Consider the following 23,369-nt stretch of genomic DNA (forward strand, 5'->3'; position numbering starts at 1 on the left):
CTCTAGGGGCCGTGCCGCGAAGGACCACTGCTTCGTCATCCGTTCGACGGACGGTCGACTTTTCCTCCCGGGTTCGGTGTGCCCGGCCCGGCATGCGGTGAGAGGATGCGTCGAGCAACCCGTCGAATGGGAGAAAGGTCCGCCGGTGTCCGAGTGGGGATGGGCCGTCGAGCTCAACGACGCTAACCCCGACCCTCGGGTGGCGTGTGTCGTGCTGGCCGATGTCTCGGGCTCGATGCAGGGCGAGCCCATCGAGGCACTGGAGCGGGGCTTTGCCGCCTTCACGCAGTACCTGCACAACGAGACGCTGGCCAGCAAGCGCGTCGAGGTCGCGGTGGTGACGTTCGGGACGGTGGCGACCGTCCTGGTGCCGATGCAGGAAGCGCGGACGTTGCAGCCCGTGCCGTTCACCGCCTCGGGGACGACGAACATGGGCGCCGGCATCAACCTCGCTCTCGACATCATCGAGGACCGCAAGCACGCCTACAAGGTCGCCGGGCTGCAGTACTACCGCCCGTGGATCCTCGTCCTCACCGACGGCAAACCGAACCTCGATGGTTTCGATGCCGCAGTCGCCCGGCTCAACGCCGCCGAATCGGCCAGGGGGGTCACCGTATTCGCGGTAGGAGCGGGACCCCGCGTCGACTATCAACAGCTGAGCCGTCTTTCGGTGCAGCGCAGCCCCGCCCCGTTGGAGGGGTTGAAGTACGCCGAGTTGTTCGAATGGTTGTCGGCCTCGTTGAGCAACGTGTCGAATTCCTCGGAGTTCGGCCGCAACGATGACGCGTTGGGAGCCATGAGCGACCGGATTCCGTTGCCGTCGGTCAGTGGGTGGACGAGCGCATGACGGCCGTCCGCTCGAGTGAGCGGATGACCGGTTGTGGGTGGTCGGCCTGCGGTGCCGCGGTGACAGGGTCGATGCACCGGCAGCGTGGCCTCGGCTGCGACGATGCCTACAGTTACGGTGTCGCAGGGGATTTCGTCGTCGCGGCTGTCGCGGACGGGGCCGGCTCGGTGAGTGGCACGTCGGCATGGGGCGCGTATGTTGCGTGCCAGAGCGTGCTGGACGATGCGCTGCAGCCTGCCTTCATCGGAAGCTACCGCAAGGCGACCGCCGAGCATGCCGAGAGACTGCTCCGGTGGTTGTTCGACGGTGCACTGCAACGGGTTCAGCGCCACGCGCACGCCACGGGCCTCGATGTATCCCTGCTGTCCACGACATTGTGTGTGGCGGTGGCCAATTGGGATGTGGCCGTGTTCGGCCAGGTGGGTGACGGGGTGATCGCCGTGGAGAACGACGAGCAGATCGAGTCGCTGCTGATCGAGCGCAAAGAGGAGTACGCCAACACCACATCGTTCATCCAGTCCGACCGTGCGCTGGCCGAGTCGTTGCGCACGGCCGTGTGCACCGACGTGACTGCCTTTGCGCTCAGTACCGACGGAATGAGCTACAAGATCACCGACATCGCCACCGGCGACGCCTACGAACCGTTCTTCCGGGGCTGCTGGCAGCATCTGCGATCGGGCGCAGGCAGCACGAGTTTCGCGGCGATGCTGGCGGGCATCGAAGACGACCAGACCGGCGACGACAAGACGATGGTGCTTGCGGCACTGCGGGATACCGGCGACCGTGCCGGCGGGATCGTCACCGAGTCCAGCCCACCGCCGCAGACAGGCACCCCGAACTCCCTCGACGTCGAGCGACGGACAGACCCGCTTCCGGCGGCTGGGACCGACGCCCCGACCGAGCCCCTCTCGACGAAACCGGTGCGGCGACACTGGTGGGGGAGGCGGCGATGACGAATCCTGCAGGCATCCGGCTGGTGACCGGAGAGCCCATCACGCTGACACCGGTGCTGGCACGGGCCGGCGAAGGCACCGTGTACGGCGTTGCGCAGCGGCCGGATTGGGCCGCCAAGGTATTCCATCCGGACCTCAAAGGTTTGCCGACCAAGCTCGACAAGGTCGCGGCCATGGTCCAAGGGCCCCCGCCGGGTGCGGTGCAGCCCAACGGAACTGTCGTGTTGACCTGGCCGTCACAGGTACTGGTCGACGATCACGGACCGGTCGGATTCGTCATGCCGCGGATCGACGCCGCCACCGCAGTGGAAATCCACACCATGAGCAACCCGACCAACCGCGAGGATCCGCTGCCGTCGGCGCCCCAATGGACCCGAAAGGTCTCGTGGGGACATCTGGTGAACACGGCGGCCAACCTGTGTCTGGCAGTGCAGGTGGTGCACCGCGTCGACGCCGTCATCGGTGACTTTCAGGAACGCAACATCCTCGTCTCCGACACGACCGAGGTCACGTTGGTCGACTGCGATTCGATGCAGTTCACCGATCCGTCCGGCCGCCGGTTTCTGTGCGGGGTAGGGCGTCCCGAGTTCACCGCGCCCGAATTGGCGGGCGTCGACCTACGCACCTGTCCGCGGGGCAAGTCGTCGGATCTGTTCGCGCTGGCCTTACACATCCACCAACTGCTGATGGGGGGCAACCATCCGTTCATGCGGGGCAATTGGACCGCCGGCGGCGAGCAACCGGATGCGCTGAGCCTGGCGCGGTCGGGCAGCTGGGCCGGTGGGCCTGGGTCTGCGCTGCGGACGCACCCGCTGGCCCCGCCGGTCACTTTCCTGCCCAACGAGATTCAACGGCTGTTTGTCCGGGCCTTCACCGACGGGGCGCAAGACCCGCTCGCCCGGCCCAGCGCCGAGGAATGGCGTGGCGGGCTGCTCAGGATGCGGGTCGGCGTGTGTCCACGTGGGACACACCAGATTCCGGTCGGCGCCCCGACGTGTCCGTGGTGCGCGATCGACGAGCAACGCCGGACCCGGCAGCAGGGCAGGCAGTCGTCACGACCCGCGCCGCCTCCGGCCAGACCCGTCGCGCGTAAACCCGCTGTCACGCCGACCGGCGGCCTGAAAGCCACCTGGGCGCAATTGCCGCAGAGCACCAAGCTCATCCTCGCCGGGTTGGCCACCGTGGTCACCATCGTCGTCGTTCTCACGTCCTTCATCGTGTGGGCGATCCTCAGCGGCACATCGACTTTCGGGTTGTAGGTGCGGTGACGAGGTTCGATCTCGTTCGTAGCGGACTGAGCAGTCGCCTGCTACGCACGCCAGATCGACGGCGGTGCAGTAGGTTTGGATGACTGCGACGTTTGAGGGCGCGGGGCCGGCGCTGCCGGACGGTCCACCGTCACCGGTCGTGGCTGCGGCGCGGGCCGCGGAGGAGCAGGCGGTTTCGGCAGGTCCGCTGGCGCAGCGGGAGCGCTGGGTGCGGCCGCAGGCGTGCCGAGCATCAGCTCTTGGATGAGTTGGCCCGCGGTGACCATGTCCTGATATTCAGCCTTTTCGACATCCACGTGCAGCACGGAACCACCGTCATTGATGACGGTCAGGCCCAGGCTTCGAGCCATCCAGAGCTGAAAGGCCGCCACGCCCAGCAGTGCCAGACCGACAAGCAGCATCAGGCCCCCGATGAGGGACACCGCGAGCGAGGCCAGTCCCGACATCGCCATCATGCCGCCGACGCCACCGAACACCAGAGCCTTGAACACGCGGCTGCGTGAGAGCGTGCGGCCCACCGTCACCTTGCTGAGTTTGCGGATCGGGCAGGCTGATTCAGCGTGCCCGACTCGAATGAACGCGAGAATGTACTGCGGATAGCGCATCACGACGCGATCCTGGGTTACCACCACACCGGTCTTGATATGTCGCAGGATCGGTGACGCGGTGAAGTCTGCTGCGAACAGCGACTGTTCGCCGGGTAGCAACGCGATATCCTGATGCTCGAAGTCCCCACTGGCCGCGGCGCCCGCGAGTGTCAGCACCGGCACTCCGGGCTGCCTGCCCCCGAAATGTTCGGAAGCTTGGCGGCGGTAGGAGGCGTGCGGGTCACTAGAACCGCCGGAGACGTAATTGGTCACGGTTGACTCCGTTTTCGTTGGGTGCTCGGGCTCATCCGGGCATCGACGGGCTGGGGGGAATGTTCATCACGGCGGGGTCGGGAAGCGGGACAGTCGTCGTCCCGAGGTTGATGGTGCCGCCGCTCTTTCGCGTCACCTCCTGGCCGGACGTGACGTCGATGAGAGTGAAGTCGCCGTCCGCGGCTGGTCCGTCGGCCGCGGCGTAGTTGATCGCCAACACGGTCTGTGGCGCGAACTCGTCCCACTTGTCACCGTTGAGGCGATAGTCGGTGAGGTTCTTGTTGGCAGGCGGTGTCAGCGGCGCACCGGACACGCAATGCACTCTGGGCACTCCCAGCGGATCGACCAGCACGCCGGTTCCTGCCTGTAGCACCGCCTGGGCGGAATGGGCTGCACCGTCAGACAATTCGTGCGTGGTGACCCAGGTGTCACCCATCAGTACCACCGCGGTCAAAGTGTTGAGATAGTACGGAATCTGCTGAGGGTTGAGTCCCAATGCCAGCCCCCACGCCTGAGCAGCCGCGGCGTCGGCGTCGAGGTAGTTCGCCAGTGTGACGACGTCGCATGGCGAGGTCTGACCGGTGGTCCCGTACAGGTCGTTCTGGCGCCCGGATACGGGGCGCACACCGCGGTCGGCGCGCACCGGTAGTTGTTGCAGCAGTGCCGTCGACTTCTGTTCTGCCTGGTCTGAAATAGCCACCGGGACAACCAGTATCGACCGGGTGAAAGGTGCGTCCACCGGCGCGTTCCGCTTGATGAGGGCGACGTCGCCGGCTGTCGGATGGGGCGAATTGCGCTCGGAGGCGAACACCAGAACTGCCACCAGGGTTGCGACCACCACGAGGGTCAGGGCGACGGCAGACACCGCGAGAATGACCGGTGCCCGCGGGCTGATCGGGCTCGGCTGATTCGGATCGACCCAGCGATCGGTCACCAGTTTCCGCTTCCGTCATTCTTCAGGTCCACTTGATCGACGACGTCACCCTGGAACTTTTGGAATGCTTCGGCAGATCCCGCCGCGCGGCTGTCGGCACCGCTGTTCGCTGCGTCATCCCATTTTTGGGACAGATCGCCGTAGCCGTTCATGTGTTCTCCGGCGCCGAATACGGTGAACAGCGACGGCTTGGACGCAAAGACTTCGACGTTGTTGTTCGCACTGCCGGCCGAGTTGCTCCACAGGTCGGGACGAACGGCTGACGACGAGGGCACGATGTCCTGGCCGTACTGAAGGTGCACCGCCGATATATTGAGGTCGTTGCGCACCGGAGATCCATAGGTCACGATTTGCTGAACGTTGAGCGCGTGTGAGGCCGCAATGTTCTGGGCGTCGATGCCGCCCTGGCTGTAGCCGACCAGCATGACTTCAGCTCCCTTGGGGATCAGACGTTGGAGTGCTTTCAGCTGAGCCTCGTCGGGCTTCCCGCTGATGGCATCGATATTCGCAGCCCAGCTCTGGTGGTCGAAGGGGTTGAGGGTCGTACCGCCGATGTAGACGATGTAGCGCTCGTGGCCGTGCTCATCGACGACTTTCTGTACTCGGTACCCCGACATGTCACCGCCATTGGGGGTCTCGCCGATTTCCTTCCACATCCCGTTCAGCCCTTTCGGCGCCTGGTTGTAGCAGACGTTCGCGGCTTTCGACACTCGGCCGCCGCCGTCAGCCTTGCTGGCAGTGTCCTGCTCATCGGCATTGCGGCGCAGGATGTTTGCGGCGTTGTGCAGGGCGTCGACGGCGTTGGTCATCGAGCGTGCGGATTGCCCGTGCCACTGTGAGCGGAAGCGGTCGGCATCGGGCCCCCGCCAGAACGACGCGTTGGCGATCACGCCGCCCAAGCTCTGGACCGAACCCTGCAATTGATCGGCTGCTTGCGTGAGCTGCTTTGCTGCCAGCCGCAGTTGTTCGGGGTCCGCACCGTCAACGGTCATCTCAGTTCCTCATCCGGGCCGTCATCCCTGGGATCCACGCACGGGTAAGCATGCACCCCAGGGTGATTCGATCGTGTGCTACGAGCTCGCCTGCTGTTGTTCACTGGCGTTGCGGTTGGCGTTCTGCGATGCGGTCTGCAGTGCGCTGACCACCTGCCGCAGCTGCGGCACATGCTGGCCCTGCCAGTCCGACTTGAACCGCTCGGCATCCGGTCCCATCCACTGGACCGAGTTGACCGCGGACGTCAGCTGCGAGATGACCGATTCGATGTCGGACGCTTTTGCGTTGAGTTGAGTCGCCAGCTGCTGGACCTGTGCGATGTCCTGCCCGAAAAGTGCCATGATTCCTCCGTTGTGTTGTTTCGATGCACCGATGACGTTGGGTGTTTGCGCCTAGATGACAGGCTGTGCGACCTGTAACCACACCCCCTTACCGCGTTCCACGAGCACTCCGCGTCCGGGCGGAAAGGCAGTGCGGCGCACGATGCCGATGGAGGTGCTCAACAGGCTTTCGGATTCCACCCCGCCGGGCCACAGCAGCAGGCCTCGTCGGGATGCCTTGAACGGTTGTGCCAGCAGCCACGCCTGGCCCCAGCCCGACACTTCGGATTCGCCCACGATGAATGCCGTGTCGCCGAGCCGTTTGATCATTGCGGCAAGGTCGTTCTCGGCCTCTGTCCCACCGAAATTCGACACACCCTCGATCACCACCATGAGGCTCGACGCGCCGGTGTCCAAGCGGTTGACCTGAGCGATCACCTCGTCTTGTCCGCACGCGGTGTCGGTCCACACATCCAGGCCTGAGATGGTCGATGCCGCCGGCGCGAGGTGCACGATGCGGGTGTTCGGATGCTGCCTGCGCACCGCTTGGGCCAGCGTGACCAGGGTGGTCGAGCGCCCGCTGCCCGGAGGCCCGGTCACCATGAGCACGCCGGCGGGGGTGATGCCGATGGGTGCCAGGGATTCGTCCGCGACGCCGACCACAGCGGTTCCCGCGGCGGTCGTAGCCGGAAGCGCATCGAGTTCGATGTGCTCCGAGAGCCGTTCGACGGGCTCTGGCGGGATGAAACCGCTGTGCCGCATCCGCTCGGCCAGGTGCTCTATGGCCCGTGCCTGTATGGCCACATTGGCATCGCCGCCGAACACTGCGAGCTGGACCTCCACACCCTCGGTGATTGCCCGGCCCGGTTGCGATTTGGCCGAGAGGATATCGGTAGGTACCCCGGTCAGGACGTAGTCGTCGTCGGACGCCAACCGCAGTACCAGCCGTCGCTGCATCGTCGAAGCCAATGACGACGGGATTGCCGCCGGGCGGTCCGCGGTGATGATGACGTGGACACCGAGCATGCGACCGTCGGAGGCAAGTTGGCTGAGCATGCTGAAAAACGGTGTGTGCGATATGTGTTCATACTGCTCGCGGAAGGGGCCGATGCCGTCGATCAGAAGCAGGATGCGGGGTTCGGCCGGATTGGCCAGCTCGCGGTAGTGGGTGATGGTCGATGCGTTGACCCTGGCGAACTTGCGGGATCGCTCCTCGAGCAGTGCGGTGAGCCGACGTAGCACCCGGCCGATGCGTTCCTCGTCGTCGGCGTTCACGACCGCAGCGACGTGAGGCAAGGCTTCGAGCATGCGCAAGCTGCCGGAGGCGAAGTCGAGGGCGTAGACGTGCACCGGCCCGTCGTTCGGATTGAGCGCAGCCGAGATGGCCAGCGTCCGAAGGGCGGTCGACTTGCCCGCGCCACCGGTTCCGATGATGGCCATGTTCCCCGACTCATCGGGCGAGAAGGTGGCGAGGGGCTGGGCCTGCTCGGTGGGGGTGTCACACTTGCCGATCACCAGCGCGCCGCTGTTGTCCTGGCGGACGAGCTCTTCCAGTGCATAGGTGTCGCCCAGCGGGGGAAGCCAGGGTTTACGTGGCACCGGGATGCGCAACTGTGCCGCGGCCGCGCCGATGGTGCTCACCACACGGGCGATGTCGGTGGGCCCGGATGGCCGCCGCGAGCCCGGTGCGGTGGTCGGGTCGTGCCACGGCCTGCGTCGCCCGAAAACGAACTCCCAGATGTCGATCGGCGCCTGCTCGGGCTGATCGCTGGTCCACCCACCGGCGTAGGCAGCCTGGAACGTGGTCAATCGCCCGGGTCCGGTCTTGGCCACCGCACGGCCGGGGATCTCAGGCGGGAAATGCGCGGCCAACGGATCGTCGATGACGTCCAGCGAATCGTCGATATCGTTGAGGCGCAGAGCAATCCGCAGATTGGTGTTGGCGCGCAGATTGTCTTTGATGACACCGGCCGGGCGCTGCGTCGCCAGGACCAGATGTAGCCCGAGTGATCGACCGCGCTGGGCCACGTCGATGACACCGTCGACGAATTCGGGCACCTCGGACGCCAATGCGGCGAATTCGTCGACGATGATCACCAGCGCAGGCGGGGTCTCCGGGTCGCCGGTCTGTTCCAGCGAGATCAAGTCCTTGGCGCGCTTGGTGTTCAGGAGGTGCTCGCGCCGGCGGATCTCGGCGCCAAGGGACGTGAGCGCACGCCGCACCAGATGAGGGGACAGGTCGGTGACCAGGCCGACGGTATGCGGCAACTGCACGCAGTCGGCAAATGCGGTGCCGCCCTTGTAGTCCACCAGCAGGAAGCTGACCCGGTCGGGGCTGTGTGCAGCCGCCATTCCCATGATCCACGACTGCAGGAACTCGCTCTTACCGGAGCCGGTGGTGCCGCCGACCAGGGCGTGCGGGCCGTGTTCACGGAGATCGAGGTACACCTCGGCCGCGCCGCTGGAGCCCACCAAGGCCCGTAGGCCGGCGGCGGGCCCACTGCGGGGGTGGGGTTCGCCGGTGCGGATCAGCACCGAATCGTTGGAAAGCCATTGCTGGGCAATGGCAGCCGGTTCCGACGCCATCCGGGTACCTGCCAGCGTCAAGTAGGACACCGAGCGGGGCAGATCGGTTTCGTCCTCGACCGCAGCGCCGACATCGACGACCGGGGCGAGGAGCAGAGCGATCTGCCGCGCGTCGGCGATCTCGATGCTGTCACAGGCCACTGGAAACGTGTGCCGACCGTGGCGAACTTGGCCGACCGTCGCGCCCGCCGACTCGTTCTCGACGAGCAGGAAGGTTCGGCACGCGGCAGGCAGGCTGGCGACCTGAGTCGCGACCCAGATGACGTGCACGCCGACGGCGCCGCCCTGTTCGGCCAGTCGGGTCAGCCGGGAACGGTCGATGGGTGCGGTGTCCTCGACCAGCACGACCACGGCCGGGGTAATCGACGGAGCCCGGGTGTCGTCGCCGCTACGCTGGTCGATACCACCGAAAACAAATGGGGTGGAGGTTGATTCACCGTTGCGGCGCTGCTTGACCAGCTCCTCGAGTCGTGACATCAACGCCTGGCCGCCGCCCAGGCTGTCGGTCAGGTGGTTGCCGGAAAACGGGCTGTGCACCGAACCGGTGTGCGGGAGCCATTCCAGCCACTCCCAGGACGTTCTGGATTGCGGCGAGCTGAACGCGGTGATGGTCAGGTCGGCGGGAGAATGCAGCCCGGCGAGTTGCATGATGATTCCGCGGGCCACGCCGTCCACGACACCCCGCGGCCCGCAGATGCCCAGCGCCCCGGATTCCCGGAGGTCGGCCACGATGGGCACGTCGGTGACCGTGGCGAACTCGTCGCGCAACTCGGTGAGCTGCCCGGCGTACTTCGCTTCGGCGTTCTCGGTGTCTGACAATTGGATACGGCACCGCGACGGCGCGTCACCGAGGCCGAGTCGCACGGTGAGAAATCCGGGCAGCTCCGGGCGGTGGGTCCACAGCAGCGGGCCCAGTCGGTGGATCGCCTCGACGACCTGGTCCAGCGAGGGTGCCTCGCTGAGTCGCACCGCACGCTCGACCCGTTGGGTGTCGGTCAGATCGGCTGCCAGCGCGCGCAGGGAATCGCCGAACCGCTGCAGCTCTTGACGTTGTTTCTTGCGACTCTGCAGCAAGGTGTCGATGTACATGCCGAGCATCAGCAGGGGGCTCAGGGCGATGAACGCGACGGCCAGCAGGCTGCGGCTCACCGCGAACAGCACCACACCCATGATCAACGGTGCGACGAGTGAAATGACGGGCAGATGGGCCGGTTCCGGGCGCTGCGGCGGCCTCGGTGCGGCGAATTCCTGCTCGTCGAAGCGCGCGACGACCCGGGGTGATCGGTTGAATTCGATGGCCACACTGTCGGTTTGCGTCGTACCCGGTCGCACGGTGGGTAGCACGGCGACGGAGGTGCCTGCCAGCTGCACGACGTCCGTCGCGCCCACCGCGGCCCGTTGCACGGGTTGACCGCCGATCCGCACGCCGGAGGGACCGGCAAGGTTGACGATCTCGATGCTCTCTCCGACGGTGATCGCGGCGTGCACGTCGGCGATCCCGTGGTCGGTGAGTGCCACGTCGTTGGTGATACCCGTACCCACTGACGAATTGCCAGATGGCAGAGGGAATTCAAGCCCGGCGTCGGGGCCGTCCAGCACCCGCAGAACCGCCACGGCCCGCCCTCGGCGTCGGCGCGGAGCGACGCGCGACACCGCGGACACGCTGACTGTCGAACCTGATCGCAGACCAGAATCGATGAGGCTGCGCCCGGGGTCGAGAAGTCTTCCGGCGGAACTGTTGTCGAACGCCGCGTCTTCGAGTTTCAGGGTGAGACCACCGCTGGGCGGGCGCTTGCGTTGATCGGGGTCGCTGACGACGAGCGCGTGGGCCAGGTCCGAAACCGATGCCGTGGCGTCAGCTGTGATGGCGACCTGCGCGCTGCTCCCATCCGCCCGGCGCAGAATGAACTTGGCCTGCATCTAACCTCGCCTCGATACGGGGTGCGGTATTGGCGAACGAACCTGGTTCAGTCCCCGGTCCGGCGAGCGTCGCAGCGCCGCCTGCCGGCGCGGACCGAGGGGATTTGCCCCTGTCGTCACGTCGAGCACCGCCAGCCCACTGGCGCGGTCGTGCAACCCGGGCCGGTGCGCCAGCACGGGCAGCGCTGCCAGTCCGCAGGTCGCCACGAAGATCATGCTGCGCTGGATCGAGGGTCCCAGGCCCGGTGGCCGATTGTCGGTGGCGCGGACCACCCGCAGCCCCATCATCGACTTTCCGAAGGTGTTCCCGGTGAGCCCCTGGCGGATCTGCAGCCAGGCCCAGACGGCCACGAACGCCACCGGGACGACGATGTAGATCACCTCGGCCACACCGAGGGCGGCGCCCGTAATGGCAAGCGGCAGAGCCGGACTGATCATCGCGGCGATGTCGAGCAGGAACGCGCTGCACCTGACCCCGCGACCGGCGAGTTGTATCCGGTCAACAGTGGCCGCCGCTGTGGGCTGTCGCTGCCAGGGGTGATTCGGGATGCTGCTGCGGATCTGCACGGTGTAGCCGCAGGTGCCGCAGAAGCGCGCGCTGACGGGCAGGGCTGAGCCGCAATTCGGGCAGTCGACCCGGGCACCGTTCGCCGGCTGTCCTGGCATCGACCATCTCCGTTCGGCCCGGGCCTTGGGTGGTTGCGGGCCGGGGTGGCCCGTTCTGGCAACACCGACAGGCCTGCCCTTCGGACGCCGGCGGCCTTGGGCAGGGTGGTCGGTTGAGGAAACATTAATGTCCGATGCCCGGATCGGATAGCGAATCGTTGTCGCCCGATCGTATGAATGTCCAGCGCTCGAAGTCCGCGCACCTGGTCGACGGCTGGCAAATTTTGATCGCGAATCGGCCGGGATGTGGAAGATACCCCGCTTTCCGGTGCAGTCTAACCGAACTCGTTGTTTCCCAACGCAACAATTTGTCGTCTGTCGTCCGTCGTGGCGACGCCCGCCGATTTTCCGATCCGGGGGGCGGGGCGCGCGCGTCGTCCGAACGGCCGATATCCGGCAACCAGGCGCAGGTGTGAGGATCGCTGCGCAGTTATTTGGAGGTTGGTGATGCCGGATCGTGACCTGGCGTTTACAGTGAGCACGCGCGCCAGCAAAGGCGGTGCTGTCTGGGTCGGCGGCCTGATGAATGAGGTGGGCTAGATGGACGTCATGCTCGGGGTGTCCGTTGTCGGCGCCGACGCGCGGATCGCGCTGCTCGACGCGGCGGCGTCGCACGACGTCATCGATCAATCGGCCGTCGATCTGAGCACCGAACCCATCAGCGCCCTGGTCTCCACCTTGGTGTCCACCGACCGCATGCTGGCCGAGTCCGGCCACCGCGTCGTGGCCACCCGCATCTGTGACAGCGACCCCGAACAGGCGGAGACGCTGGTCAATGCCCTCATTGACGCCGATATGACGGACGTGACCGCGGTAGCGCGCCCCGACGCACTGATCGCTGCCGTGCGGTCGCTGGCGGCAGGCGAAACGGTCGCCTCACTGTCGTCGGAGGGCGATACGGCCGCGTTGTCGATCGTCGATTCCGATACCGACACCACCTCGCTCATCGCGGTAGAACCGATTCGGCAGGACGATCACGCCTCGGCCTACCGGACCCTGCTCGAGCGGTTCAGCGAGGAGCCCGGCGGCGCGACGAGCGTGATCGTGCTGGGCGCGCCGACCGCTTCACAGTGGGCCTCCGACGTCGGTGCGGTATCGACAGTTCCCTTGCGTTTTCCCGATGAGCCTGAATTCATTCTGGCGCGCGGTGCGGCATTGGCGGCCCTGTCATTGCCCTCGGCCGCCAATGCTCTGCCCGACATCGAGTTGGACGCAGCAGAGACGCTGCTCAGCCCGCAGGCGCAGCAGTTGGCCTATTCGGAGGTCGACGACACCGGCGGCATCGACACCGAATTCGAGCACTCGGGCACCGACATTCCGCTGCAGACCCCGATGCGGCCGCTGAGCGCGGTCGACCCCGAAGAAGTGGAAGACGACGGAGTCATCGCTGCGGCGCCGCGTCCCAAGATGCTGCTGCTGGGCAGTACGGTCGCCGCCGTCGTGGTGGTGGGCTTCGCGGCATTGGCCGTCAGTGTCGCCATCAGCATCCGGCCCACCGCCACCCAGCAGGCCATCCGGATGCAGGACGAAACGGTGCCCGGCAAGTACTTCCCGGTGACACCAGGCCAGGGCGTCACTCCCGACGGCCCGAACTGGACCGCCATCGAGAACACCCCGCCGCCCGGCGTGGACACCGGTGGCGTAAGGACCTTCCAGACCAAGGCGTTGAACTTCTCAGGGAACGGCGCTGACGCCGTGGTGCCCAGGGTCATTCAGATCTACCGGGACGGAACTGTGGGCGTTCCCGACCCGCAAGCACTGGTGCCCGTCCCGCCGGATCCGCTCAACCCCGATATCCCGCAGGCGGTCCCGGATTTCGTGCCACGGCTGATCCCTGACCTGTCCAAGGTCGACATGACCCAGGTGCTGTCGGTACTCGGCAACATGCAGGAGAACCCGGCCAAGAACGTCGAGGCGGCGCAGGATGTCAGCCGCGTCGTACCTCTGACCGACATGGTCAACCCCACCAACGGCCTCGGCCTCAAAGACCTTGGTCTGGTCGCCGCCGTACCGAGCAATCGCGGCGCGCTGTTCAGCACTGACCAGCCCAAGTCGGCGGTCTCGAACGCCGGCGCCATCCCCGCCGAAATCTTCCAAACGGGTAAGACCGGAGTCGACGCCGCGCAGGTGCTGCCGCCCGACACCAAGGTGATCGAGGCGCTTCCTGCTCCGGCGACCAGTGGAAAACCAGGTAGCGCACCGATTTTCGGGAGCGCCATACCCGATCTTGGTGCCGTGATGCCGAATCCTGCTGCTGTGGCGCCCGGTACGGTCAAGCCGGCGCTCGGCGCGACGCCCGACGTCACCGCTGGGCTTCCGGACGTGCTGCCCAAGCCTGATGTGCCGCAACAGTTGCCGGGCGTATTGCCGCTGCCGGGGCTGTCGCCCAAGCCCGATGTCACCCCGCAACTGCCGAACGTGCTGCCGCTGCCGGATCTGTCGCCGAAGCCGATCGTGAAGGCACCCGTACCCGATGTGTCCGTCCCTGAGGTGAAGATCCCTGACGCGCCGATTCAGGTGCCTCAGGTGAAGGTTCCGGACGCACCGATTCAGGTGCCCCAGGTCAAGATTCCCGATCCGCCCGTATCTGTTCCTGAGCCTCCGGTGTCGGTGCCCGAGCCGGTGTTCAAGCTGCCCATACCGGTGTTGAACGTCCCGGCGCCGGCCGCCCCCTCGGTACCGGTCCCCGAGGCCCCGTCGGCGCCTTCCGTGCCGCTGTTGCCGCAGATCCCACTGCTGCCGCAGCTGCCGTTCGGCGGCAGCGGGGGCGGACTGTTCGGATCGGGATCGGGTTAGAGCCTGTGGCTACACGTCATCAAACCGAAGCCGCGACAACGGTATTCGCCGCCGACGCGGCCATGGATCGGGCCAACCTGGCCCGCGACGTGTTCGCCGCGGTGCTCGTGGTTGCCGGCCTGCTGCTGCCCTGGAGCATCTCCTGCGGCGTAGGGATCTCGGCGACCCCGGCCTGGGTGCTCGGCCTGCTGGCAGTGGTCACGGTGCTGTCGCTGGCTGCGATGGTGTGCAGTCACATCGGCACTGTGGCCGCGCGGGATCGGCTGCGGTTGATGCTCAATGCGCCGTATCTGATTACGACAGTGGGGTTTGTGGCGGTCACCGTCGTCCAGTCTGTCTCCGATGGAGGCACCGGGACACTTCCGCCGGGTATCGGCCCAGGTGCGTGGCTGGGAACGGCGGGTGCGCTGTTGGCCGCCCAGCCGAGTATCACCGGAACCGAGGACGGATCGTTCGGCGCCCGGGCGTCGCGGATCATCGGCATCGCGTCGCTCGTACTGGCCATCGGCGCGGTGGCGTTCAACCTCTACTGGCGCACACGATTCGTGGTGCCGGAGATCGGCAATGCCGACACCGGTATGCAGAACCTCGTCGTCGCCGTTGCCGCGCTGATGTATGGCCTGGTTGCCTTGGCGCCCATCGTGATTGCCGCACGTTGGCTCATGGCCGGGGCAGCGGGATCTCGGCTCGCCACCGTGTTGCTCGGGTCGTCGGTCCTGATCGGCGGAGCGCTGGTGTGGATCCTGCCGGTGGGCCGTGACCTGGATGCATTTCACGGGATCGCCCAGAACATCTCGACTGCGGGTGTCGGGTTCGAGGGATACCTGGCGTGGGCGGCCGCGGCGGCGCTCGTCGGCACCACCACCGTGCTCGGTGCGTCAGTCTCAGGTGGCCAGTGGCGTGGTGCGGCGCGAAAGTGCCTGCTGCTCATCGCGGTCTGGTGTGGCGGCTCCGCGGTGCTTCGGATCATCGACCTGATGTCAACCTCAGTGCTGGATCTACCGGCCCCGCCGTACAACAGCACCGCATTGATGGCTTTCGATCTGGTGGTTGCGGTGCTGGCGATGTGGTTGTTCATCAACCACAGCTCCGCAAGCGCGGCACCGCGATTGGTGATGCCGCTACTTTTCGGCCTCCTGTTCGTACTGACGGTGTCGAGAGTGATCGTCGGGATCGCGCTTGTGCCACGGGTTCAGCCGCTCAACGCGTCCGACATCAACAGTGTGTACGGAAACACCCTGTCTCAGCAGATCACCAGCACGTTCGATGTCGCTTTGTGTGTGCTGGCGCTTGCTCTTCTGGTGATACCGCTCGTGGCCGGAGCCAGGAGTGAGCGCCTCCGAACCACTGAGCAACAACCGGTCCGGGCTGCCGAACACCCGGCGCCTGCGGTCGTCGATTCCGCCACCGTCAGGATCGCCCGGGCGGAGCCCGCCACGGGCACAACAGATACCGCCCACGATCGCGTGGCTCGAGTGCTGGCCGAGTCAACGAGGCGGTTCGCTGCAGGCACCACTTATGGTGGGGCGCAACGCAGCGATCGCGACGACTAGGACAGGTCGTTCAGGCTGAGGATGCCGTCTTCGATGGCGCGGGCCAGTAGCGCCGACTTGGTGGGCGCAGGCCTCCCGACGCCCGCGTACTTCGCCCGCGCGCGCTGCAGATGGGTGCGCACGGTGGTCGGTGAAATGTAGAGGCGCTTGCCGACGAGTTCTTTGCTCTCGGTTTGGAACCACGCGATGAGGACTTCTTTTTCGCGCTCCGACAAGCTGATCCGGCCGAGCCGGGTATCGTTGAGAAGAGCTTTTGCCATGCGCGGAGCCACGTAGGGTGTGCTGGACTGCGCGGCGTGGATGGCATCGATGAGATGACGCTTACCCTCGGTCTTGGTCAGATAACTGACAGCGCCGAGGTCCAGTGAGGTCAGGATGACTTCGTCGGCCGTCAGATGTGAATACACCACCACCCGCTGACCGGATTCGGACAATGTGCGCAGAGTGTCGAATTCTGGCTTACCCCCGTCGATCTGGAGATCGAGAAGCACGACGTCGACCGTTTCTGTGAACTCGGCGGCCTGCGCGAAGTACTCAGCCGGGGTACTGAAGCACCCCGTCACCGCAATCGGCGGAACCGCATCCACGCACCACGCTTCGATGCCGGCGCGCACCACATCGTGGTCATCGATCACCGCGACCGTCACCGGACGGGGACTGCTGGTGGGTTGGGGCGTCGTCATCGCTGTGTCCTGAACCGAAATCTCCATGCGGGTCGGGGATTTGCACGTCAGTCTAATCGATCTATGTTCTTCTCATGGCGGCATCGGATCCAGCAGCGGCAGAGCTGCAGACCGATGCTCCGCGACGCCATTTGATGCGCCGCGCCGCCACCGTCGGGCTGCTGATGCGCAACTGCGTGGCTCTGGTGGTGGCGCTGGTGACCCTCGCTGATCCGGCGTCGGCCAGATTGCCCGCAGGCACCTGGTTGATGGTGATCGTCGCGACATGGTCGGCATACCGGATCGGCACCCGGTCGCACGGCCGCGGCTTCCTCGTCGTCGATTTCCTGCTGGTTCTCGCAGTGTGCACAGCGATTCCGGTGCTGACGCCCGACGCGCACTTCTACCTGACCAACAGCGCGCCGCAGGCGATCGCGGGTACCGCCGTGATCAGCTTCGCGGTTTCGGTGCCGGCTCGCGTCAGCTTGCCGATCACGCTCGCCGTGGCCGCGGGCTATGCGTGGGGGAGCGCGCACGTCGTGGGGTGGGGTCATGTCACGGCCGTCGCGGCGCTGTACTATTTTGCGCTGCAATGGTCGACATCCGTGCTGATTCGGCTGATGGTGCTGCGGGTCGCCGATGCGGTGGGCCAGGCGCGGGCAGGGCGCCACGCGGCCGAACTGGTGCAGCAGGTCAATGACGCGGTGTGGGAATTCGATCGCGAACAACTGGCCCTGCTGCACGATACGGCGGCCTCGACGCTGTTGATGGTCGGGCAGGGCGCCGTCGCATCGCCCGAGCGGGTGTCCGCTCAGGCTCGTCGCGATCTTCAACTCCTGCAACACAGTCCGTGGATCGCGCCGCCGGAACGACTCGATCTGGTCGGTGAACTGCGCGACGCCGCCGTGCATCTGGCGACGCCAGTCGAGTTCGACGGGCCTGGCGAACTCTGGCTCGCGGGTGACACCGGGCGGCTCGTGCTTGCGGCGGCACGGGAGGTGATGAACAACGTGGATCGGCATGCTGAGGCAAAGCTATTGAGAATCACGGTGTCTCCCAACGCCGTCCTGTGTGTGGACGACGGCGTCGGGTTCGACCCTGACGCTCCCCGCAGCGGTCACGGCGTGACGGATTCCATCATCGACCGGATGGTCCGAGCCGGCGGGCAGGCGCACATCACGTCGTCGCCGGGGACGGGCACGTCGATCGAATTGCGTTGGCCATCCGCCTCGGAAGAGCCCTGCGCGCAGCAGGCGGTCTCCGATCCGGATCGGCTGATCGACCGCGTGCGAATCCGATACGGGTTGGCCCTCACGGCGTATGCGTTGGCGAATCTCGCATTCGCGGTGCCACAGGCAGAACTGGCCGCCGACGGGCGCACGGTCGACGTTGTTCTCGGCGTGGTCGCTGCCGGGGCGGTGCTGACCGCGGTGCCCGGGATCTTGCGTGGGCTTTGGGGATGCGCGAAGCCGGCAGCGGGCGCCCTGATGCTCGTGACGGTCCTGCAACCACTGCTGCTGCCGCCGGAATTGGTCGGCGGTTACGCACATTGGGCGCAGAACGCGGTCGGCTGGTGCGTGTTGCCGCTGCTGCTGGGTGTGCCGACCGGTCGTGGCGCGGCTGTCCTGGTCGGCTTCTGGACGCTTGGCGCGGCCGCCGAACTGATCTGCCGACCGGACTGGGCGTTGCTGGTGAACATCGGCCTCGGGACGGCAAGCATTCTGGCCGTCCAGTTGTTCGCGCTGCTGTTCAACGGTCTGGTACGGGGTGCCGCCGCCGAGGCGCACGCTGAGACCGATGCCCATCACCGGCTCGTCGCCGCGGATCGGGTGAGTCGGGCAGTGCGTGACGAGTATCAGCGGCGTTATGCCGGATTGGTCGGCAACGTGTTGCCGCTGCTGCGCCAATTGAGCGATTCCGGCAACGCCGACGCTGATCTGCAGCGTGCGGCGCGCTCCGAATCGCGCAGGCTGCGAGCTCTCTTCGACCAAGAGGCGACCTTCGATCACCCGCTCGTGCGACAGGTCCGACGGCTGGTCGATACCGCCGAGTCTTCCGGCATCGAGGTCACGATCGACCTGGCAGGCACCCTGCCGGTACTGGAACCCGACGAAATCGATGTGCTGCTAATACCTTTGGAGCGTGTCGTGAGAGCTGCACCCGCATCGACACGGCTCGTGGTCAACGGCACGGATTCAGAGGTAAGCGTCAGTATCGTGTGCGAGGGGATGGCCGACGACGATCCGGAATTGACCCGCGACCTGGAGTCCGCCGACTGCGCCGAGGTGGTTATTTCAGGTGATCTGGTCTGGGTGGTGGTCCGCCATCGCCTGATACCGGCGTGATCGTCAGAGCGCCCCGAAGAGGGCGCGGATCGCAGCGGGATCCCACCGATCGGTCGGCTTCCCGTCGACTGTGCCGCTGACCGATCCGTGACCGATCGCGATGAGGTCGGACCCGTCGCGGATGACACACACCCAGGCGGCGCGCTCGTCTTCTTCGGTGAAAGCGGTTCCGTCATAAGTGTGTTCGGCGAGCCCGAGGACAGCTGCGGCGGCGTCTTCGGCGGACGCCGGGCGCAGTGCGTGGACGCCGGCTGCCGTCGTGGTGTCCACCACCCAGCCGTCGGGTGTCTGTGCCGCGGTCACCGATGCACCGCCCAGCACCGAATGATCCGACGCCGGTGCGATATACGCGCCGACGCGGTGCTCCGAGTCCAGAAATGCCGCGAGATCGTCGGCGATCATCTCGTGTGGGCGCATGCCGGGGCGGTCCGCGTCCGCCCGAGCCAGCCGGCGCACCATCAGGGAACGCATGCCGCGCATGCCCGCCCGCGCGAGCTCCTCGGGCGTCGCGGCCACGGTGCTCAACCCGATGGGCCACGGCCGCCCGTCGGCGGCGCAGAGCGCCACGATCTCGTCGTCGGTCAGCAGTGCGGTGTCGTCCACGCAGGATCGGCCTCTCTACCAGGGAACCAGATTCGAGAACAGTTTCGGTACGTAGCCGACTACGGCGTCTTTGGCGGCGTCGAAGGCGCCGCCGGGGTCCGAGGCGATGTAGTCGGTGACGGTCTTGACGCCCCCGGCGCTGAAGTCGGCCTGCGCCGCCTGCTCGGCGACGTCACGCCATTGCGACAACGCCACACCCGAGAGATAGCCGACCGGGGTGTCGGTGCCCTTGAGCAATCCGCTGGCGAGGTCGACCAGTGAATTGCCTGCCTCACCGATCTTCTCCTCGGGCGTCAGCCGGGTATCCCCGGCGAGCCCGAGGGCATCCAGCAGGGGAATGGCGCCGATGTCGTCATATCGGCCGAGCAGAGTTCCCCACGTGATGGGCCACACCGCATTCGAATTGAGGAAATCCCGGATGCCGACGAGTGGGTTGAGGGACTGCTGCTCGAACCCGCCCGGCAGAACCTGCAGTGCCGACTTGGCGATGGTCGAACCCGTTGCGGCGCTGGCATGTTCCTGCTCACCGGCATTGCGCTCGACGGCGGTCGCTGCGTCCCGCAGCGCGCCCGCCACACTACGCATCGCCGCGCGGGACCGGCCGTGCCACTCAGACCGGTAGCGCTCCGCGTCGGGGCCGCGCCAGGGCACTGCCGACAGTGAGCCGGTCACCGCGGTCGACGCCGCCTCCAGGCGATCGGCTGCGTGTTGCAGCGTCCGTGCCAGGGCTCGCATCTGGCCGAGATCGGCACCGACCACTCCCATTGGGACCTCCTCGGGCAGGCTGTGTGGCGCGGACGATGCCACCCAATCACATCATCTGGCGTCGCGATTGACTGTCAGTCCAACGGATGACAACGCCGGGCCGACTGCTCACAGATCGTCGATGTGGATGAGGCCGTCCTGAATGGCGCGTGCGACGAGGGCGGCCTTGGTCTTCGCCGGTCGTCCGACTGCCGCGTACTTTGCGCGCACCCGCTGGAGGTGAGTGCGGACCGTGGTGGGCGCGATGTGCAATTGACGGGCGACCGCTTCTTTGCTTTCGGTGTGGAACCAGGCGACGAGCACCTCGACTTCTCGGGGCGCGAGTTCTGGTTGGACAGCAGGTGTCATATCGGGAACAGACAAATCCGGGACACCTCTCAACCTGAAACGTGGTCCTATCGTCCGTTCGGACGACAGCAAAAGCAGGTGGTATTTGCACCTATTTGCCAGACTTGGAGTCGGCGAAACGTCAATAACTGAGAACTTCGGGCAAGATCTTGCCGGGCATAGGAAGATTGATTATGGACCGCAGTCCTCGAATCCTGGTGGCATCGCCGCTGGCTCGCATCATCACGCCGGCGCTGGCCAATGCGTTCCCCGGCGGCGCGGTGGAAGAGGCGCTGGACCGTGACGATGTCCGCCGACAGGTTGCCGGCAGGGTTCGCTACGACGTGGTGATCGCCGATCTGGTGTGGAATCACCCCGATCTGGAATACAGCTTTGACGGCCTCGATGTGCTCGACATCCTGCGTGCGGCAGACCGCCCGGCACCGGTGATACTGGCGACCCAGGGACACACGATCGAACTAGACCTGCTCGACGAGGCCAGGCTGCGCCCCGAGATCGCCGCCGTGTTTCCCAAGTCTATTGGTGCCGGAGAGCTTTCGACGCTCGTCCGCGATGCCGCGGTGGGCAGACGACACATCGCTGCTGTGCCGGCATCGCGGAAACCTCCTCTGTACGAGGCATTCCGCAGCCGCAAGGGGCAGACGGCCGGACGCTTGGCCGGGGCGATCGCGGTGGGGCGGGCGACCGACGGCGTGACACTCGCCGCCGCCGCAGGCGTTGCGGTCAACACCGCGAACAAGGTCACCGCCCACTATCTCGGGCCGATCATCGTTCAGCGTGGTGAGCACGATCCCGACCTGCCGTTGACGTTGCCCGCGGTCTACCGGTGGTGCGGCCTGCATGCTCGTTACATCGTGAGTTGGTGCAGGCGCAACGGGCACGCCGACGTGCTGAAATCACCGAATACCGATTCCTGACAACGGGTTTGGCGTTGTCTACCGGCTGAGGCGGGACTGCTCGGCGCGCACCAGCTGATCCTGATGCGGCGGGGCATCGTCGTGGCTCTGCGCGAGGCGGCGGATCGGCTCGTCGATGCTGCTGCGGGCCAGCAGTCGGTAGACCCGGACCGTGGGCAGCTCGCTGATGCGCTGGGTGCGCCCGATGATCTGGCGTTCCACCTGGGGGCGCCACTGCGGTTCGGTGATGATCACGACGAGCGGCGCCGGAACCTTGCGCAGGTCAAGGGCTCCGCAGTCGACCTGGGCCAGCAAGGTGGCGGGCCCGTGGTGGGCGGCGAATTCGGCGATCACCGCCCGCGGATCGGGTACCGTATCGTCGAGTGGTCCGAACACGTTGCTGGACAGCGCTTTCCGGATCACCTCGAGCACCGGCACGAACTGTGAGAACACCACCACCCGGGCGCCGTTGATGTGGGCCTCGGCGGTCAACTCGATCAAGCGGTCGAGCTTGGCGGCCGGTTCGGGAGACCCGGACGGCCATGCGCCCTGCCGGATCGCGGTGAAGTTACCGCTGCTGACCGCGCGCCGATAACGTTCCCGGTCGGACCGCCCGAACCTGACCCATTCCTCGGTCGAGACGCGCAGCGGAAGTTCGTCGATCACGTCACGGAAATCGCGGCGCAGGTAAACGCGGTCCACCGCGCGGCGGAATCCGATCGACCCCCGCATGCCGGCGTTGGGCGCCACCGTTGCGGCGACTTCTGGTTGCAGATAATCGACCAGATTGCGGAAACCGTCGATGCGGCTGTGCATCGGGATTCCGGTCAGGAACATGATGCGGTTGTCCGACGTGAGCACATTGCGCACTGCCCGGGCGCGGTCCGATTTCGGATCGCGCAGCAGATGCGCCTCGTCGACGATCACCAGGCCGGGCCGCACCCGAAGCGTGATCCGCACCAGCGTGGCGAAGGTGACGATCGCGACCCCGCCCTTGGCCTCCCACTCGGCCAGTCGTTCCTCGCTCTGGCTGCCCCGGATCTCGATCGGCGTCAACGCGGTGTGCTTGACGGTTTCGTTGACCCAGTGGATGGCGAGGTTGGCCGGGCAGATCACCAGCACGTGCCGCATCTTCTCGGCCGCGGCCAGGTGCGCGGCGACCGCCAGGGCCTGCAGCGTTTTACCGAGCCCGAGTTCGTCACAGAGCAGTACGCGCTGACGTGCCAGCGCGTACTGCGCCCCGAACGTCTGGTACCCGCGCAGCTGGGTACGCAGCAGCGACCGGTCGAGCGACACATGCTCGGCCTGTGCCGTCACCTCGGCACCGACGAATCCCTGCTGGGCATCCACAATGGTGGTCCCCGAGGCGAATTCGCCGAGCAGGGTGTCGACGCCGGTCGGGTCGCGGCGGTACTCGGCCCACACGTCGGATGCGGGCTGGCGGGCTTCTTCGATGCGGTCGATCAGTTCGGTGGCCTTGGCGACCACAGGATCGGGGACATCGGATTCGGCGGCGGGCTGGGTCGCCGCGGCCCGGGCGCGCAGCCGCGGCAGCAGCCGCCGTAGCTGCTTGACGGATGTGTCGGCCTTGCTCAGCGCGAGTAGGTTGCCGACCAGTTCGGTGTCGCGCTCGGGGGTCAGCCGGGGCCGGACGCCGCCGCGGAGGTGGTCGGCCTTGGCTTGGGCCGCGGCCTGCACGGCCTGGGCGGTGGCGATATCGACACCCGGTACCTGGGTGAGTGCTCGGGCCGGCACCGACTGGATGTCGGCGACGGTGCGGTACTGCGGCGAATTGGCCAGACCGCCGAGCCTGGCCCCACGGGTGAGGTAGGCGCGCACGCTGTCGACGGGTGCGGACTGCAGGGTTTTGGCGACGATGGCGTCGGTGCTGGCCCGGATGTTCGCGGCAACCTCGGCCCGGAGTTTGCCGATGTCGGCGAGTGTGCCGTCGGCGCGGTTGACCAGTTCGCTGAGGTCGACGCGCTCCATGACAGTTGATCATCCCACCTCACCGTCGTGTCGCGTGCGCCGATTCCGCTGCGTCTACCGTGAAG

General features: G+C 66.4%; 18 protein-coding genes. 7 read left to right on the forward strand and 11 right to left on the reverse strand.

What is annotated here, in order from left to right; translation table 11 throughout:
* Nucleotides 1-145: 145 nt before the first annotated feature.
* From RMCB_RS13760 to RMCB_RS13770, 3 genes are read left to right on the forward strand one after another with little or no spacing between them, the layout of a single operon-like run.
* On the forward strand, nucleotides 146-847 hold the full coding sequence (locus tag RMCB_RS13760) for a vWA domain-containing protein (RefSeq protein ID WP_029371387.1): 702 nt from the start codon (nucleotides 146-148) through the stop codon (nucleotides 845-847).
* The gene (locus RMCB_RS13765; RefSeq protein WP_234792095.1) at nucleotides 844-1,800 is read left to right on the forward strand and encodes a PP2C family serine/threonine-protein phosphatase; all 957 of its coding nucleotides are present in this window, start codon (nucleotides 844-846) and stop codon (nucleotides 1,798-1,800) included. Before RMCB_RS13760 ends, RMCB_RS13765 begins: the two co-directional genes overlap by 4 nt.
* Nucleotides 1,797-3,059, forward strand: a complete 1,263-nt coding sequence (locus tag RMCB_RS13770; protein WP_084388492.1) for a hypothetical protein — start codon at nucleotides 1,797-1,799, stop codon at nucleotides 3,057-3,059. The genes RMCB_RS13765 and RMCB_RS13770 overlap by 4 nt, the downstream gene beginning before the upstream one ends.
* Before the next feature lie 50 nt (nucleotides 3,060-3,109).
* Here the strand turns inward: RMCB_RS13770 and RMCB_RS13775 are convergent, their stop codons facing one another.
* The 6 genes from RMCB_RS13775 to RMCB_RS13800 form a co-directional block, all read right to left on the reverse strand.
* Nucleotides 3,110-3,928: a hypothetical protein gene (locus RMCB_RS13775; protein WP_131805522.1), complete on the reverse strand. Its 819-nt coding sequence runs from the start codon at nucleotides 3,926-3,928 to the stop codon at nucleotides 3,110-3,112.
* Between the two features lie 31 nt (nucleotides 3,929-3,959).
* Nucleotides 3,960-4,862, reverse strand: a complete 903-nt coding sequence (locus RMCB_RS13780) for a DUF6777 domain-containing protein (RefSeq protein WP_062829204.1) — start codon at nucleotides 4,860-4,862, stop codon at nucleotides 3,960-3,962.
* Complete coding sequence (locus RMCB_RS13785) at nucleotides 4,859-5,854, reverse strand: WXG100 family type VII secretion target (protein ID WP_062829205.1); 996 nt, start codon at nucleotides 5,852-5,854, stop codon at nucleotides 4,859-4,861. Before RMCB_RS13785 ends, RMCB_RS13780 begins: the two co-directional genes overlap by 4 nt.
* A 78-nt stretch (nucleotides 5,855-5,932) precedes the next feature.
* Nucleotides 5,933-6,196 carry a WXG100 family type VII secretion target gene (locus RMCB_RS13790; RefSeq protein WP_029371396.1) on the reverse strand — a complete coding sequence of 88 codons (264 nt, stop codon included), beginning with the start codon at nucleotides 6,194-6,196 and terminating at the stop codon, nucleotides 5,933-5,935.
* A 51-nt stretch (nucleotides 6,197-6,247) separates the two neighbouring features.
* Complete coding sequence (locus RMCB_RS13795) at nucleotides 6,248-10,681, reverse strand: FtsK/SpoIIIE domain-containing protein (RefSeq protein ID WP_062829206.1); 4,434 nt, start codon at nucleotides 10,679-10,681, stop codon at nucleotides 6,248-6,250.
* Nucleotides 10,682-11,347 (reverse strand): RDD family protein, encoded by a 666-nt coding sequence (locus RMCB_RS13800; protein WP_062829207.1) that lies wholly within the window; start codon nucleotides 11,345-11,347, stop codon nucleotides 10,682-10,684. It abuts the gene before it with no gap.
* A 540-nt stretch (nucleotides 11,348-11,887) separates the two neighbouring features.
* On the opposite strand from RMCB_RS13800, the gene RMCB_RS13805 reads away from it, so the two are divergent.
* Together RMCB_RS13805 and RMCB_RS13810 are read left to right on the forward strand one after the other, a co-directional pair.
* Nucleotides 11,888-14,143 carry a DUF7159 family protein gene (locus tag RMCB_RS13805; protein WP_062829208.1) on the forward strand — a complete coding sequence of 752 codons (2,256 nt, stop codon included), beginning with the start codon at nucleotides 11,888-11,890 and terminating at the stop codon, nucleotides 14,141-14,143.
* A 5-nt stretch (nucleotides 14,144-14,148) separates the two neighbouring features.
* Nucleotides 14,149-15,696, forward strand: coding sequence for a DUF7937 domain-containing protein (locus RMCB_RS13810; RefSeq protein WP_084388460.1), 1,548 nt, complete (start codon nucleotides 14,149-14,151; stop codon nucleotides 15,694-15,696).
* Here RMCB_RS13810 and RMCB_RS13815 read toward each other — a convergent pair.
* Complete coding sequence (locus tag RMCB_RS13815; protein ID WP_062829533.1) at nucleotides 15,693-16,379, reverse strand: response regulator transcription factor; 687 nt, start codon at nucleotides 16,377-16,379, stop codon at nucleotides 15,693-15,695. The genes RMCB_RS13810 and RMCB_RS13815 overlap by 4 nt on opposite strands.
* Nucleotides 16,380-16,453: 74 nt before the next feature.
* Here RMCB_RS13815 and RMCB_RS13820 point away from each other — a divergent pair, with 74 nt between their 5' ends.
* Nucleotides 16,454-18,703, forward strand: a complete 2,250-nt coding sequence (locus RMCB_RS13820) for a sensor histidine kinase (protein WP_062829210.1) — start codon at nucleotides 16,454-16,456, stop codon at nucleotides 18,701-18,703.
* Nucleotides 18,704-18,706: 3 nt separating this feature from the next.
* Here RMCB_RS13820 and RMCB_RS13825 read toward each other — a convergent pair whose 3' ends face one another.
* The 3 genes from RMCB_RS13825 to RMCB_RS13835 all read right to left on the reverse strand — a co-directional run bounded on the left by RMCB_RS13825 (nucleotide 18,707) and on the right by RMCB_RS13835 (nucleotide 20,419).
* Nucleotides 18,707-19,306 (reverse strand): hypothetical protein, encoded by a 600-nt coding sequence (locus RMCB_RS13825; RefSeq protein WP_062829211.1) that lies wholly within the window; start codon nucleotides 19,304-19,306, stop codon nucleotides 18,707-18,709.
* Nucleotides 19,307-19,321: 15 nt separating this feature from the next.
* Complete coding sequence (locus tag RMCB_RS13830) at nucleotides 19,322-20,071, reverse strand: hypothetical protein (protein ID WP_062829212.1); 750 nt, start codon at nucleotides 20,069-20,071, stop codon at nucleotides 19,322-19,324.
* A gap of 108 nt (nucleotides 20,072-20,179) precedes the next feature.
* Nucleotides 20,180-20,419, reverse strand: coding sequence for a LuxR C-terminal-related transcriptional regulator (locus tag RMCB_RS13835; RefSeq protein ID WP_062829213.1), 240 nt, complete (start codon nucleotides 20,417-20,419; stop codon nucleotides 20,180-20,182).
* 173 nt (nucleotides 20,420-20,592) lie between these two features.
* On the opposite strand from RMCB_RS13835, the gene RMCB_RS13840 reads away from it, so the two are divergent.
* Nucleotides 20,593-21,336 carry an MSMEG_1198 family transcriptional regulator gene (locus tag RMCB_RS13840; protein WP_062829214.1) on the forward strand — a complete coding sequence of 248 codons (744 nt, stop codon included), beginning with the start codon at nucleotides 20,593-20,595 and terminating at the stop codon, nucleotides 21,334-21,336.
* Nucleotides 21,337-21,354: 18 nt separating this feature from the next.
* On the opposite strand, the gene RMCB_RS13845 is transcribed toward RMCB_RS13840, so the two are convergent.
* Nucleotides 21,355-23,304, reverse strand: coding sequence for an SNF2-related protein (locus RMCB_RS13845; protein WP_062829215.1), 1,950 nt, complete (start codon nucleotides 23,302-23,304; stop codon nucleotides 21,355-21,357).
* Nucleotides 23,305-23,369: the final 65 nt, after the last annotated feature.

The organism is Mycolicibacterium brisbanense, from assembly GCF_001570425.1.
Classification (GTDB): domain Bacteria; phylum Actinomycetota; class Actinomycetes; order Mycobacteriales; family Mycobacteriaceae; genus Mycobacterium; species Mycobacterium brisbanense.

Coding starts and splice junctions, on each gene's coding strand:
- RMCB_RS13835 (WP_062829213.1), bottom strand. CDS start 20,419: ATGACACCTGCTGTCCAACCAGAACTCGCGCCCCGAGAAGTCGAGGTG.
- RMCB_RS13785 (WP_062829205.1), bottom strand. CDS start 5,854: ATGACCGTTGACGGTGCGGACCCCGAACAACTGCGGCTGGCAGCAAAG.
- RMCB_RS13820 (WP_062829210.1), top strand. CDS start 16,454: ATGGCGGCATCGGATCCAGCAGCGGCAGAGCTGCAGACCGATGCTCCG.
- RMCB_RS13840 (WP_062829214.1), top strand. CDS start 20,593: ATGGACCGCAGTCCTCGAATCCTGGTGGCATCGCCGCTGGCTCGCATC.
- RMCB_RS13765 (WP_234792095.1), top strand. CDS start 844: ATGACGGCCGTCCGCTCGAGTGAGCGGATGACCGGTTGTGGGTGGTCG.
- RMCB_RS13830 (WP_062829212.1), bottom strand. CDS start 20,071: ATGGGAGTGGTCGGTGCCGATCTCGGCCAGATGCGAGCCCTGGCACGG.
- RMCB_RS13845 (WP_062829215.1), bottom strand. CDS start 23,304: ATGGAGCGCGTCGACCTCAGCGAACTGGTCAACCGCGCCGACGGCACA.
- RMCB_RS13790 (WP_029371396.1), bottom strand. CDS start 6,196: ATGGCACTTTTCGGGCAGGACATCGCACAGGTCCAGCAGCTGGCGACT.
- RMCB_RS13795 (WP_062829206.1), bottom strand. CDS start 10,681: ATGCAGGCCAAGTTCATTCTGCGCCGGGCGGATGGGAGCAGCGCGCAG.
- RMCB_RS13805 (WP_062829208.1), top strand. CDS start 11,888: ATGGACGTCATGCTCGGGGTGTCCGTTGTCGGCGCCGACGCGCGGATC.
- RMCB_RS13770 (WP_084388492.1), top strand. CDS start 1,797: ATGACGAATCCTGCAGGCATCCGGCTGGTGACCGGAGAGCCCATCACG.
- RMCB_RS13800 (WP_062829207.1), bottom strand. CDS start 11,347: ATGCCAGGACAGCCGGCGAACGGTGCCCGGGTCGACTGCCCGAATTGC.
- RMCB_RS13815 (WP_062829533.1), bottom strand. CDS start 16,379: ATGACGACGCCCCAACCCACCAGCAGTCCCCGTCCGGTGACGGTCGCG.